16 protein-coding genes and 2 pseudogenes are annotated in these 13,141 nt (G+C 50.2%); 10 read left to right on the top strand and 8 right to left on the bottom strand.

The genetic code is table 11. From position 1 onward, the window contains the following. Nucleotides 1-137: 137 nt before the first annotated feature. From pcoE to arsC, 8 genes and pseudogenes are all read left to right on the top strand, one after another. On the top strand, nt 138-572 hold the full coding sequence (gene pcoE, locus ABOC97_RS11070) for a copper resistance system metallochaperone PcoE (RefSeq protein ID WP_038633679.1): 435 nt from the start codon (nt 138-140) through the stop codon (nt 570-572). Nucleotides 573-656: 84 nt separating this feature from the next. Beyond that, nucleotides 657-908 (top strand): annotated as a pseudogene (locus ABOC97_RS11065) (IS30 family transposase); the annotation flags it as partial. 12 nt (nt 909-920) lie between these two features. Beyond that, a pseudogene (locus tag ABOC97_RS11060) lies at nt 921-1,814 on the top strand (IS3 family transposase); the annotation flags it as partial. Between the two features lie 301 nt (nt 1,815-2,115). Beyond that, the gene (arsR, locus tag ABOC97_RS11055) at nt 2,116-2,466 is read left to right on the top strand and encodes an As(III)-sensing metalloregulatory transcriptional repressor ArsR (protein ID WP_349597457.1); all 351 of its coding nucleotides are present in this window, start codon (nt 2,116-2,118) and stop codon (nt 2,464-2,466) included. Nucleotides 2,467-2,513: 47 nt separating this feature from the next. Beyond that, nucleotides 2,514-2,876 carry an arsenite efflux transporter metallochaperone ArsD gene (arsD, locus tag ABOC97_RS11050; protein ID WP_048998181.1) on the top strand — a complete coding sequence of 121 codons (363 nt, stop codon included), beginning with the start codon at nt 2,514-2,516 and terminating at the stop codon, nt 2,874-2,876. A 16-nt stretch (nt 2,877-2,892) separates the two neighbouring features. Next, nucleotides 2,893-4,644 carry an arsenite efflux transporter ATPase subunit ArsA gene (arsA, locus tag ABOC97_RS11045; RefSeq protein WP_181562021.1) on the top strand — a complete coding sequence of 584 codons (1,752 nt, stop codon included), beginning with the start codon at nt 2,893-2,895 and terminating at the stop codon, nt 4,642-4,644. A gap of 47 nt (nt 4,645-4,691) precedes the next feature. Then, nucleotides 4,692-5,981 (top strand): arsenite efflux transporter membrane subunit ArsB, encoded by a 1,290-nt coding sequence (gene arsB, locus ABOC97_RS11040; RefSeq protein WP_049014746.1) that lies wholly within the window; start codon nt 4,692-4,694, stop codon nt 5,979-5,981. A 12-nt stretch (nt 5,982-5,993) separates the two neighbouring features. Beyond that, a complete protein-coding gene (gene arsC / locus ABOC97_RS11035) occupies nt 5,994-6,419 on the top strand; it encodes a glutaredoxin-dependent arsenate reductase (RefSeq protein WP_048998205.1) in 426 nt (141 codons plus the stop codon). Between the two features lie 125 nt (nt 6,420-6,544). Here arsC and ABOC97_RS11030 read toward each other — a convergent pair whose 3' ends face one another. From ABOC97_RS11030 to ABOC97_RS11020, 3 genes are all read right to left on the bottom strand, one after another. Beyond that, entirely contained in the window at nt 6,545-7,063 is a 519-nt protein-coding gene (locus tag ABOC97_RS11030; protein ID WP_035897605.1) for a GNAT family N-acetyltransferase, read from the bottom strand. Nucleotides 7,064-7,089: 26 nt separating this feature from the next. Further along, nucleotides 7,090-7,551: a GNAT family N-acetyltransferase gene (locus ABOC97_RS11025; RefSeq protein ID WP_116361278.1), complete on the bottom strand. Its 462-nt coding sequence runs from the start codon at nt 7,549-7,551 to the stop codon at nt 7,090-7,092. 61 nt (nt 7,552-7,612) lie between these two features. Then, nucleotides 7,613-8,215, bottom strand: a complete 603-nt coding sequence (locus ABOC97_RS11020) for a helix-turn-helix domain-containing protein (RefSeq protein ID WP_142878785.1) — start codon at nt 8,213-8,215, stop codon at nt 7,613-7,615. A gap of 43 nt (nt 8,216-8,258) precedes the next feature. Between ABOC97_RS11020 and ABOC97_RS11015 the strand changes: the two genes are divergently transcribed. Both ABOC97_RS11015 and ABOC97_RS11010 read left to right on the top strand, forming a co-directional pair. Beyond that, on the top strand, nt 8,259-8,954 hold the full coding sequence (locus ABOC97_RS11015) for a B3/B4 domain-containing protein (RefSeq protein ID WP_048998202.1): 696 nt from the start codon (nt 8,259-8,261) through the stop codon (nt 8,952-8,954). 21 nt (nt 8,955-8,975) lie between these two features. Further along, complete coding sequence (locus ABOC97_RS11010; protein ID WP_349597451.1) at nt 8,976-9,869, top strand: dihydrodipicolinate synthase family protein; 894 nt, start codon at nt 8,976-8,978, stop codon at nt 9,867-9,869. Between the two features lie 213 nt (nt 9,870-10,082). Here the strand turns inward: ABOC97_RS11010 and ABOC97_RS11005 are convergent, their stop codons facing one another. The 5 genes from ABOC97_RS11005 to ABOC97_RS10985 all read right to left on the bottom strand — a co-directional run bounded on the left by ABOC97_RS11005 (nt 10,083) and on the right by ABOC97_RS10985 (nt 12,942). Next, entirely contained in the window at nt 10,083-10,694 is a 612-nt protein-coding gene (locus tag ABOC97_RS11005) for an inovirus Gp2 family protein (protein WP_048998200.1), read from the bottom strand. Between the two features lie 329 nt (nt 10,695-11,023). Further along, nucleotides 11,024-11,407 (bottom strand): putative zinc ribbon protein, encoded by a 384-nt coding sequence (locus ABOC97_RS11000; protein ID WP_071687429.1) that lies wholly within the window; start codon nt 11,405-11,407, stop codon nt 11,024-11,026. Nucleotides 11,408-11,417: 10 nt separating this feature from the next. Then, complete coding sequence (locus tag ABOC97_RS10995) at nt 11,418-11,951, bottom strand: hypothetical protein (RefSeq protein WP_048998199.1); 534 nt, start codon at nt 11,949-11,951, stop codon at nt 11,418-11,420. A 103-nt stretch (nt 11,952-12,054) separates the two neighbouring features. Continuing rightward, nucleotides 12,055-12,267: a helix-turn-helix transcriptional regulator gene (locus ABOC97_RS10990; RefSeq protein WP_048998198.1), complete on the bottom strand. Its 213-nt coding sequence runs from the start codon at nt 12,265-12,267 to the stop codon at nt 12,055-12,057. Nucleotides 12,268-12,360: 93 nt separating this feature from the next. After that, nucleotides 12,361-12,942 (bottom strand): inovirus-type Gp2 protein, encoded by a 582-nt coding sequence (locus tag ABOC97_RS10985; RefSeq protein WP_048998197.1) that lies wholly within the window; start codon nt 12,940-12,942, stop codon nt 12,361-12,363. Nucleotides 12,943-13,141 lie beyond the last annotated feature (199 nt).

The following is a 13,141-nucleotide window of genomic DNA, read 5'->3' as shown; positions in this document are numbered from 1 at the left end:
TAATCAGCCATAAATCAGGACAGCGTGATAATTCAATCGCCCGGTTCCTGGCGTGATGATCAACCAGCCCTGAGATCAAATGCTTTCTCTGTTATAAGCATTGATTGTTCGGGTATGAAAACACCGGAGACCCAACCATGAAAAAGATCCTTGTATCCTTTATTGCCATGATGGCTGTCGCTTCATCTGCCTGGGCTGCAGAGACAATGAACATGCATGACCAGGTAAATAATGCCCAGGCGCCTGCCCATCAGATGCAATCATCCGCTGAAAAAAGTGCAGTTCAGGGGGAGAGCATGAAAATGATGGATATGAGCGGTCACGATCAGGCCGCAATGTCCCATGAAATGATGCAAAACGGCAATTCTGCTGCCCATCAGGACATGGCTGAAATGCATAAAAAAATGATGAAATCCAAGCCAGCAGCTTCTAACGAAACAGCAAAATCATTTTCCGAAATGAACGAGCATGAGAAAGCCGCTGTTATGCATGAGAAGGCGAATAATGGTCAATCTTCCGTTATTCATCAGCAGCAGGCTGAAAAGCATCGCAGCCAGATCACCCAGAATTAACCCGCAGCTCCACTTGTTAGACCCTCATTTGACGCCGAAGTCACTGGCTTATGCTCCCGTCCGGGAGCGTTTTTTTCCCATTGGACTGCCCCCACGACCGTAGCCACAGATATTCAGGTTTACTTCTGCGATCCTCAATCTCCCTGGCAACGCGGCTCAAATGAAAATACAAACAGATTACTCAGACAGTATTTTCCAAAAGGAACTGACTTATCAGTTCACAGCCAGCAAAGACTAAACAGTGTTGCCAGGCAGCTCAACGAGAGGCCAAGAAAAACGCTAGACTATGAATCACCCGCAGAGCGTTTTAACCAATGTGTTGCATCCACCTGTTGAACTCACAGCGGCGTACTTCGCAAAGCTGTCCGACTGAGGTACGCCTTTATCCGTGACAACTCCTGTTGCTGGCCTGTTCGCCTGCTCTGTCGGGGGCTGGATGTTCATCCTAGTGGTTTTTACGCCTGGCTTCAGCAGCCGCATTCACAACGCCATCAGGCAGACCTGAGACTGACAGGACAGATTAAACAGTTCTGGCTGGAATCGGGATGCGTCTATGGTTATCGCAAAATCCATCTGGATCTGCGGGACAGCGGGCAACAGTGCGGAGTGAACCGGGTCTGGCGACTGATGAAACGTGTCGGGATAAAGGCTCAGGTCGGATACCGGAGCCCGCGGGCACGTAAAGGCGAGGCCAGTATCGTGTCGCCCAACAGGCTCCAGCGACAGTTCAATCCGGATGCTCCGGATGAGCGTTGGGTAACGGACATAACCTACATCAGGACCCACGAAGGCTGGCTGTATCTTGCCGTTGTTGTTGATCTGTTCTCACGCAAAATTATCGGCTGGTCCATGCAATCCCGGATGACAAAGGACATTGTCCTGAACGCACTGCTGATGGCTGTATGGCGGCGTAATCCCCAAAAACAGGTGCTGGTTCATTCGGATCAGGGCAGTCAGTACACAAGCCATGAGTGGCAGTCGTTCCTGAAATCACACGGCCTGGAGGGCAGCATGAGCCGTCGCGGTAACTGCCATGATAATGCGGTTGCAGAAAGCTTTTTCCAGTTGTTGAAACGCGAACGGATAAAGAAAAAGATCTACGGAACGCGGGAAGAAGCCCGCAGCGATATTTTTGATTACATCGAAATGTTTTATAACAGTAAGCGTCGGCATGGTTCTAGCGATCAGATGTCACCGACAGAATATGAAAACCAGTATTATCAACGGCTCGGAAGTGTCTAGATTTTCCGTGGCGATTCAATACCCATACAAGTAAAACCTTTAGTTCAGTTTAGCATCGGCGTAACGCCATAAGAAGTTTGTTCTATCAACATTTCTTGAATCCCCAAATATTTTATTTGCATTCAGAATGGGAGTTACACCCTTTAAGGAAACGTATAAAAATATGAATATCAATAAGTTAACCAAGTTTCTGATATCAGGATAAAATGTTCCACGACAACAGTTACATATGTTTTTTCGAATGTATTGTTGCGATTGTAAACCTACAGAGTATCCTGTTATTAAATCAACCGGAGGACAGATGCTACTAACTTCCCTACGACTCTTCAAAAATCTCTCCGATGAAACCCGCTTGGGCATCGTGTTACTGCTCAGGGAAATGGGAGAGTTGTGCGTGTGCGATCTCTGTACGGCGCTGGATCAGTCGCAGCCAAAGATCTCCCGTCATTTGGCAATGCTCCGGGAAAGTGGACTATTGCTGGATCGCAAGCAGGGCAAGTGGGTTCACTACCGCTTATCCCCGCATATTCCTTCCTGGGCCGCTCAGGTGATTGAGCTGGCTTGGTTAAGCCAACAGGACGACGTACAGGCCATCGCCCGTAAGCTCGCATCAACCAACTGCTCTGGCAGCGGTAAGGCTGTTTGCCTCTAAAAATTTTGCCTGCACATATATGCTTTTCCGGATATGAGGTGTTAAAGATGAAAACGTTAACGGTGTTTGACCCGGTAATGTGCTGCAGTACCGGCGTATGTGGCTCAGATATCGATCAGGTTCTGGTTGATTTCTCTGCTGATGTGCAGTGGCTGAAAGGACGTGGCGTACAGGTTGAACGTTACAACCTGGCGCAGCAGCCCATGAGCTTTGTTCATAATGAGAAAGCGAAAGTATTCCTCGAAGCATCTGGAGCAGAAGGGCTTCCGCTACTGCTGTTGGACGGTGAAACGGTGATGGCAGGGCGGTACCCAAAACGTGCTGAGATAGCTCGCTGGTTTGGTATACCGCTGGAGAGGGTAGGGTTAGCTCCCACCAGCTGCTGTGGTGGTAATACTTCCTGTTGCTGATATGTCAGGAGGACATATGAAATTCTTACAGAACATCCCGCCTTATCTGTTTTTTACCGGTAAGGGAGGCGTAGGAAAAACTTCCATTTCCTGCGCGACGGCTATCCGCCTTGCCGAACAGGGTAAGCGGGTTTTGCTGGTCAGTACCGATCCTGCCTCGAATGTCGGCCAGGTATTCGACCAGGCTATCGGTAACACCATTCGCCCTGTGACGGCAGTTCCTGGGCTTTCTGCTCTGGAGATTGACCCGCAGGAAGCCGCCCAACAATACCGCTCCAGAATCGTTGATCCTATCAAAGGTCTTCTGCCTGATGACGTTGTTAACAGTATCAGCGAACAGCTTTCAGGAGCCTGTACGACTGAGATTGCGGCGTTCGATGAGTTTACTGGCTTACTGACCGACGCTTCTCTGCTGACCCGCTTTGATCACATCATTTTTGATACAGCGCCGACGGGCCACACGATTCGCCTTCTCCAGCTTCCCTGTGCCTGGAGTAGCTTCATTGAAAGTAATCCAGATGGTGCTTCCTGTCTTGGCCCAATGGCCGGGCTGGAAAAGCAGCGTGAGCAGTATGCTCATGCAGTAGAGGCGCTATCCGATCCTGAACGTACCCGCCTGGTTCTGGTTGCACGACTGCAAAAATCTACGCTGCAGGAAGTCGCCCGCACTCATGAAGAACTGGCTGCAATTGGCCTGAAAAACCAGTACCTGGTTATTAATGGTGTGCTGCCTAAAGCAGAAGCTGAACATGACGCCCTTGCCGCTGCGATATGGCAACGGGAACAGGAAGCACTGGCAAATCTTCCTGCCGGTTTATCTGAGCTATCGACAGATACCTTATTACTCCAGCCAGTCAACATGGTTGGCGTGTCTGCATTGAAGGGACTACTGGACACCAGTGCAAGAGCATTACCGCTGCCTGCAACGAACGTCCTGTACACGCCTGAAAACTTATCGCTCTCTGTCCTGGTTGATGATATCGCTCGCAGTGAACACGGTTTGATTATGCTGATGGGCAAAGGTGGCGTAGGTAAAACCACGATGGCTGCTGCCATCGCCGTCAGGCTGGCGGATATGGGATTTGATGTCCATCTCACCACCTCAGATCCCGCTGCACATCTCAGTGCAACGCTCAATGGAAGTCTTAAAAATCTGCAGGTCAGCCGAATTAACCCTCACGATGAAACTGAACGCTATCGGCAGCATGTTCTTGAGACGAAAGGCAGGAATCTGGATGAGGCAGGGAAACGGCTGCTCGAAGAGGATTTACGTTCTCCTTGCACGGAAGAGATTGCGGTGTTCCAGGCGTTCTCACGCGTAATCCGTGAAGCAGGCAAACGGTTTGTGGTCATGGATACGGCACCTACCGGGCATACGCTATTACTGCTTGATGCTACCGGGGCTTATCACCGTGAGATTGCCAAGAAGATGGGGAATAAAGGTCATTTTTCCACTCCGATGATGCAGCTTCAGGACCCGGAACGCACCAAAGTCCTGATGGTCACTTTGCCTGAAACCACACCGGTACTGGAAGCGGCTAACCTGCAGACTGACCTTGAAAGAACGGGGATTCATCCGTGGGGCTGGATTATCAATAACAGCCTTTCCATTGCGGATACGTGTTCTCCGTTGCTTTGCCAGCGTGCCCGGCAGGAAGTGCCTCAGATTGAGGCTGTTAAGAATCAGCACGCTGACCGTATAGCGCTTGTTCCGGTGCTGGCGTCAGAGCCCGCCGGTATTGAAAAGCTCAGAGAGTTGATGAGTTAATTTTTTGGCATATACAGGGCGACAAAGTCGCCCTGTCAGGAGGTTTTATGTTACTGGCAGGCGCTATTTTTGTCCTGACCATCGTGTTGGTTATCTGGCAACCGAAGGGATTAGGGATTGGCTGGAGTGCGATGCTGGGTGCGGGGCTGGCTCTGATATCTGGTGTTGTGCATGTAAGCGATATTCCGGTGGTGTGGAATATCGTCTGGAACGCGACAGCGACCTTTATTGCCGTGATTATCATCAGCCTGCTGCTTGATGAATCAGGTTTTTTCGAATGGGCAGCGCTGCACGTATCTCGTTGGGGGAATGGTCGTGGTCGTTTGCTCTTTACCTGGATCGTCCTGCTCGGCGCAGCGGTAGCGGCACTGTTTGCCAACGATGGTGCGGCACTTATTCTGACGCCGATAGTCATCGCCATGCTGCTGGCATTAGGGTTCAGTAAAGGTACTACGCTGGCATTTGTCATGGCCGCCGGGTTTATTGCCGATACAGCCAGTCTGCCGCTTATCGTGTCGAACCTGGTGAATATCGTCTCGGTGGACTTCTTTGGTCTGGGATTCACCAAATATGCGTCGGTAATGGTGCCGGTTGATATTGCAGCCATTTTTGCCACGCTGGTTATGCTGCATCTGTTCTTCCGCAAAGATATTCCGCCTACTTACGACCTGGCTCTCCTGAAAGCACCGGCAAAAGCGATTAAAGATCTGGCAACCTTCAGAACCGGCTGGATCGTGTTGATCCTTCTTCTGGTTGGCTTTTTCGTTCTTGAGCCGCTCGGTATTCCCGTTAGCGCGATTGCGGCTGTTGGCGCTGTAATCCTGTTTGCGGTGGCGAAACGAGGCCATGCCATTAACACTGGCAAAGTGCTGCGTGGTGCGCCATGGCAGATCGTCATATTCTCGCTGGGGATGTATCTGGTGGTCTATGGTCTGCGTAATGCCGGACTAACAGAATACCTCTCCGGTGTGCTGAACGTGCTGGCAGATAAAGGACTTTGGGCCGCGACGTTTGGTACCGGCTTCCTGACGGCTTTCCTGTCTTCCATCATGAACAATATGCCTACCGTGCTGGTTGGCGCTCTCTCTATTGATGGCAGCACCGCAACAGGCGTTATCAAAGAGGCGATGATTTATGCCAACGTGATTGGCTGCGATCTGGGACCGAAAATTACACCGATTGGTAGCCTGGCAACGCTGCTCTGGCTGCATGTCCTTTCACAGAAGAACATGACCATCACCTGGGGATACTATTTCCGCACCGGGATCGTCATGACTCTGCCTGTGCTGTTTGTAACGCTGGCCGCGCTGGCGCTACGTCTCTCTTTCACTTTGTAATGAGATACTGATATGAGCAACATCACCATTTATCACAATCCAGCCTGCGGCACGTCGCGTAATACGTTGGAGATGATCCGAAACAGCGGTACTGAACCGACCGTTATTCTTTACCTCGAAAACCCACCTTCACGCGATGAGCTGGTCAAACTCATTGCGGATATGGGCATTTCCGTCCGTGCTTTGCTGCGTAAGAACGTCGAGCCGTATGAGGTACTGGGTCTTGTAGAAGATAAATTTACTGACGACCAGCTAATCGACTTTATGCTGCAACATACGATTCTGATTAACCGTCCGATTGTGGTGACGCCACTGGGAACTAAACTGTGTCGCCCTTCCGAAGAGGTACTGGATATTCTTCCGGAACGTCAGAAAGGAGCGTTTACCAAAGAGGATGGCGAGAAGGTCATTGGCGAAACGGGGAAGCGTGTTAAGTAATCTGCCCACTTCAAAATATCGGACGCCTGTTAACGCTATGCGGGCGTCCACCTTTCGCTCATAGCAGACCTCGCAACGCTTCAGGCGGTCCGCTTTGGGCCAAAAGCGGACGTCAAAATGTGTGTTCAGCTAGCGTAGGTTGAGCGTTTCATAATGATATCTCTCTGCGGGTCTGACCCAACCTGAAAGATATGCTCACCCACCTCGGTAAACCCAAGCTTACGGTAAAAAGAGATGGCCCTTGGGTTATGTTCCCAGACACCTAACCAGACAGGATCCGATCCCTTTGCCTCAAATTCAGCAAAGCACTTTTGCATCAGTGCCTGTGCAAATCCTTTACCATGGTAGGGCTCATCGACATACAGACACAGAATTTCTCCGGCATGGATGCTATTGACACAGGGAGGAAACTCTTCCCACCTTAGTTGAGCGTACCCAATCAGTTTGCTCTCGTATTCGCAGACTAATGTAATCCAGTCTTGTCTGAGGATTTCTTTCAACTGGATATTAGTTGAATAGCTTGCATGGCAGTGAAGATCCATATCCTCCTGAGTATTACCATCCTGGAAAGTCTTTCTGAAGGTTCGCTCGGCTAAAATAGCCAGCTCTTCAGCATCAGAGGAACTGGCCCTACGGATTAACATTTATCATTACTCTCTGAAAAGTATTCTTATTTTTGTCCGGCATTACGATAAATGTCGGGCCGATTGATCTGCCAGACAAAATCTTTCCGGTTCAATGGGTTATAACCCAGTTTTTGGTATAGCCAGGGCGCGCTGTCAGTGACCAACATTATCCGTCGCAGGCGTGACATCAATGGATGGGCGTGACAGCATTCGATCAGCCAGCGGCCGAGACCACTTTTCTGATAATCGTTTAATACGTAGACGTCACACAAATAACCAAAAGTGGCATAGTCTGTGACAAGGCGGGCGAAGCCGATTTGTCTTGTTCCATCCAGAAGCGCAAAACAAAGGCTGTTCTGGATTGATATTCTGACCGTTTCGGCATCAATGCCTGGAGCCCAGGACGATTGCGAGAGGTAATCGTGAATGGCTTCCAGTTGAAAAAAAGCGGGATCGGTTGTGACAGTAAACTGGCTTTTGGCAAAACTCAGATGTTGATTATCCACTGAACCACTCCATGCAAACTTACCTGTGATAAAACAAGCCCTATTGCTTGCCGGGCGACAATCAGGATGTTTTCTCATGTACTGTCATGATGAACACCAATGGTCCCTCCTCCTGGTTTTCATAGAAATGAGGAACGTCCGTTCTGGCTGTTGCTGAACAGCCGGTTTTTACCTGATACAGGTGGTCCTTCACACCCAGCGTGAGCGTGCCTGTCTGAACATAAAACAGCTCAAGCGTCCCTTCCGTGTGGCCGGGCGAAGCAAACTTTTCCCCCGGTTGCATTTCCCACATCCAGAGCTCGGTCATATCAGGGCCGCCCGAACCAGCGAGCAACCTTGCTCTCCCTCCTTTTTCACCAGCCCACAATTCTGGGATCTCATCTTCAGCAATGAGATGCACGGTCGGTTTGGAACTGACATCCACAAAATCGGCTACCGAAACCCCCATCGCGGCAGCCAGGCGGCATAACAGGGCTATGCTGGGATTTGCCCGGCATCCCTCAATCTCAACCAGCGCGCCCTTGCTGACGCCCGCCCGGCGGGAGAGTTCATCGAGCGATATTTTCTTTTGCTTACGATACAGCTTAATCCGCTGAGATATGGCTTCATTTACGGTGCTGACGATAGAATCTGCATCGGTCATTAAATTGACTTTCTTGGTCATCGGTCATTATCATGGGATAAATTGGTCATTACAGGATTATCACGTGTTAACAGTCTCTCCGTCAATTGCCCCTGAAATTTATCGCATTGCGCCTGGTTTTCGGGCACTCAGTGTCTACGTAAAAGCTGCACCAGTGCTTAACTCCGATATCGGAGAAACAGCGCTGCGAGAAGCCTGTGAAGCGGTTCTGGCCGGTGAGCCTGAGTGGGCGGAAGCGCATCTGACCGCATGGGCAGAGGTTTTTCAAAAGTTTGGTGCTAAACCTAAACGTACCCCTTGCTCAGCGGATGCGTTACGCAAGCGCGTATTACGTGACGGAACGATGCCAGCACTTGATCCCATCGTTGATCTTTATAATGCCGTTAGTCTCCGCTACGCCGTTCCGGTGGGTGGAGAGAATATCGCTGCCTATCAGGGTTCACCATGTCTGGCTGTAGCAAAAGGAACAGAGCCTTTTGATACAGTCAAAGAGGGGGAAAAGGCCGTTGAATATCCTTCACAAGGCGAGATCATCTGGTGTGATGATATCGGCGTGACCTGCCGTCGCTGGAACTGGCGACAGGGGCTCAGAACCCGCTTAGGTGTGGAAGCTCAGCAAATGTGGTTTATTCTGGAAAGCCTGCCGCAGATGCCGCTGGAGAGACTTCACGAAGCCGGGAAGATGCTGACCGACGGCCTGGAAAAAATGATGCCCGGTCTGTGGTTTGAGGTTGCTCTCATCGAAGAACAACAGCAGTAATATCATTCAGGAGAAACTTTTATGTTTACAGGTTTGTCGGCGTTTCCATTAACCCCACTCACCGCCAGCGGCGTGGATGAAAAGGGTTTCAGCCATATTCTTTCCCGCCTGACAGAAGCTCGGGTTGATTCTATGGGCATCCTGGGGTCAACCGGAAGCTACGCCTATCTGACCCGGGAGCAGCGAAAGCGCGTAGCAACGCTGGCAAAACAGCATGCCGGGGATATCCCAATGATGGTATGTGTGGGAGCGGTCAGTACCGATGCTATCCTGCATCTGGCAGATGACGCGCAGGCAGCCGGCGCGAATGCTCTGTTACTCCCGGCGGTCAGCTACCAGCCACTCCGTGACGAAGAAGTATTCTCACTCTTTGAGACCGTTACCCGGCACGTGTCTGTACCGGTGTGTATCTATGATAATCCGGGCACTACGCATTTTACCTTTACGGATGAACTCCACGGTCGTCTCTCATCACTTGAGGGGATTCGCTCGGTCAAGATCCCTGGCGTACCGGATAGCCCCGCTGCAGCGACTGAGCGGGTGAATGCGTTACGTCAACATCTGTGCCCTGGTGTAACAATCGGTATCAGTGGCGACGCTTATGTGGGGCTGGGATTAAACGCTGGTTGTGAAGCCTGGTACTCCGTGTGTGGCGGTCTGTTCCCTGAGATGGCGAAACAAATTACTGAAGCCGCGGCGGTAAAGGATCATCAACGCGTTACTGCCCTGACAGCCCACCTTGAACCTTTGTGGGCGCTGTTCCGTAAACATGGTGGAAGTCTTCGTGTTATTGCCACAGCTGCTGGTGTGCTTGGGCTAACCGACATGGATTGCCTGCCTCGTCCTTTGCAGCCGTTGTCAGCAGGCAATATCCGCGATATTGCCCATGTGATAAGTATGCTGGAGCTGAAGTAATCTCCCCGCAGGACCGGCAGTCTGTCGGTCTTTCTGAAACCTAGCTGGATATCAATCATCATCGCATGTTTGAAGCTATATCTTTAGGTCCGCTCATCGCTCAAAGCGGACTTGTAAGCACAGGGGGGAGGATAGGGATTATGAATGGCATTCATTAATTTCTGGAATTGCCTACGAAGCAATTCCCCTCTTCCATAGATGCCTCAAGAGGTATTAACACTGACTACAGCCAAAAGAACGCTCTTGACGGCTGTAGGATTTGGTTCTCTCTTTAGCGAAGTAACTCAAGCGAAACGTCAGTTGATCATATACCTCGCTGTAACCGTGGGAGTTAATATCCAGGTAATAAAGTGGGTTATCGGGAAAGCGGGCTAGCGTCCAGTGCTCTGGGCGGTGACTAAGCTGCAAAGCACTCAACCAGGCCTCTCGTATCAGAGACGCCAGGCCCGTCCCGCCTTCTTTGTAACTTCCCAGTCCATTGAACGTATCGTTATTCACGAACAACACCATGTGGTAATGCGATTTCTGATTAATCTCACCCACCTCCCGAACCCAGGCATCGCGAAGGTGGCATGGATATGTTCGTGTGCCCTGTTTCAACTTACTTCTGTAGCGTGCAGCAATCTTCGCATCGAGGGATTCAATGAAGCGAGATATCAGGCCCTGTCGGTTAATGAGCATATTGTCAGGAAGACGCAGGTCTACCCGTACCGCCATTGTGCGTGCGTGTTCTGCAGTCGCGTTATCGATAACGCGTAGAATACGTTGCAGGTAAGTGGTGTTGAATGGTGCGTGTCGTCTATCGAGACAGATATTGTCAAACATATAATTTCCTTGGGTAATGAATTACGGGCAGGGCAAAGCCTTACCCGTAATAGGCAGTTAAAGGGATTAAGGATTTAAAGGGGGGTAAGACCAGCCATTAAGGCTATCGTGTATGAGTAGCCGTATACGGGTGTGGCATTGAGATGATATTGTTTATATATCAGTTGGTTAATTAATATTACCAACCCGTCATGGATTATGAATTACGAATCCACCAGCACCAGGGGCCGGATGATGGAAAGTGATTGATTTTTACTCCGAAGTTATATGCCCCCATATAATAGCTTTCTGGTGTACCAATCAATCCCATGATTGCCTGGTACGTATCACTAAATTCGTATCTCCCGACTGTATATCCCTTTTCTGCATTGAGGGCAGCGTTTCTCACCACCATACGACAGGCCGCACATGGTACATTGCCATTGTGTGGTCGTGATGACCGGTGGGAGTTGTGCCAGAAGGCGCTGTAGCTTAGCCACTGCTGAAGGCTTTCCATTGACGGGGGCCAGATAGGGGCATTGCAGCAGTGCTTCTGGTTGTCCCTGAAGTATGTCGTGTTCGAACCAGGGCGGTGACGTTATGGTGGGTGGATGGAAAATCAACGGGCACTGGCAGTGATGGCAGAACCACTCGTCATCGCCTGAATTCAGTTGGCTGACAGCGAAAATCTCACCGGTTTTACGCTGTGCGATATAGCATTTTGGTATCAGCATTATCCGTCCCTCACATCGGCTGGGTGGCACGAATGTAACCGTCAGTCAGCGTCTTCAGTCCCCGGTATGCCCGCTGTTTTACTGCCAACCATTGCGTCAGCGTGTCAGGCTGTGGCAGATGCAGCGCATACCATTCCTCCATATCCTTACCTGTTGCCAGCTCACACCAGCACAGCAGGGTCAGCGCCTGGCGCATACCGGGCTGTACATTAAGCCGGAATAACATCTGTAACTGGTTTGCCAGCCGACTTTTCCCCAGTCGATAACATTCGCTAAGCAGCACACCGGGCAGAAGGGCATAATCGGTGTGTTTAGTCAGACCGGGGGCGGAAGTACATGATCCCAGTCGGCCGGTGCGGGTGACCGGCAGCAGACACTGTGGAATGACGACTTCTGTTACGCTACTGCCTGGCATCGGGCAGGCGGTTATCGCCAGCCTGTGCCACTGCGAGATGTGCTGCTGGCATAAACCGTGGAACAGACTGACGCGGGTAAAATCATCCAGCCAGGCCTGGTAATGGTTGAGTAAGGGTGAATTGTTCATTTCTGATATTCCTTAAATGAGTAACTGACATGCAGCCGTAAAACTCCGCAAGAGGCGGATACGAGATGACGCACTGGTTTTGGGTTAACGAACGGGAAGGGGTTTAGCGCTGAGGACGGGATGCATCAATACGGGCCTGCAGCCAGGCTTCGACTTCGCTTTGCAACCAGCGTGAACTTCGACCCAGTTTGATGGGTTTTGGAAAGAGGCCATCCTTGATGAGTCGGTAAATCCATTTATCACTGACCCCCAGCAGGCGGGTGATAAAAGCCATATCGACGAACTGGTCTTCAGACAGGGAAGGTTTACTGGTCATGATTTGATTCTCCGGTAGCTGAATGGGTACCGGAGTCGGGTGATTAAACGTTGCTGCCCGCTCCGGCATAGCAACCGGTGCTGCTGTAAAAAACTAACTAAACTTCCTCGGTCTGCCCTGCCTGGCTGGCGAAGGAATTTCGTTGTATCCCCAGATTGGTAATCCGTATTTCTGGTCTTCTTTTGCCAGATAGCTGGCTATACGTCTCAGGCTGTTTATGGCATCGTTATTGTGATATTCCACAACGTTGTTAATGTTGTCCCGATGATATGCATTTGGTTTGCATCGCTGAGATTTGCCTTCACCATGGGTAATCTCTAGCCACAGTTCTTCTGCCCGTAAAATGAACGGGAATGACTTTTGATGTTCCTGACCATTAAGATAAAAAATCGCATGAGCATGAACTGCCCCTTCTGATGTCCATTCCAGCACCCAGAAACAACCACAGAGTTGAGGCATTTGCATTACAGCCAGGGTTAAATCCCGGAGGTCATCCTGTATCTCAAATGAAGAATTACGAATGAATCGGTTGGTACCTCGCTGATAATCAAAATCCATTCTAAACGCCAGTATTTTAGAGTGACGCATCAGAATCTGATTAAGATGGTGATTGATCATATTCAGGAGGAAATCATCGGGAGTGATTTTTTTAAAGTGTGGGTAATGTCTTTTCATTGTGTTATTCCTTTGGGTGAGTTCAAAGGAACAGCAGGAACTGTTTTTTTGTAATGTAACCGGGGATGTTACCTACCTGGCAGATCCAGTTCATTACTATCAGCGGTGATGCTGCCAACTTACTGATTTAGTGTATGATGGTGTTTTTGAGGTGCTCCAGTGGCTTCTGTTTCTATCAGCTGTCCCTCCTGTTCAGCTA

It is taken from the genome of Kluyvera huaxiensis (assembly GCF_040149365.1).
Taxonomy (GTDB): domain Bacteria; phylum Pseudomonadota; class Gammaproteobacteria; order Enterobacterales; family Enterobacteriaceae; genus Kluyvera; species Kluyvera intermedia_A.
The sequence above is the reverse complement of the archived record's forward strand: the minus strand, read 5'-3'. Positions and strand labels throughout refer to the sequence as shown.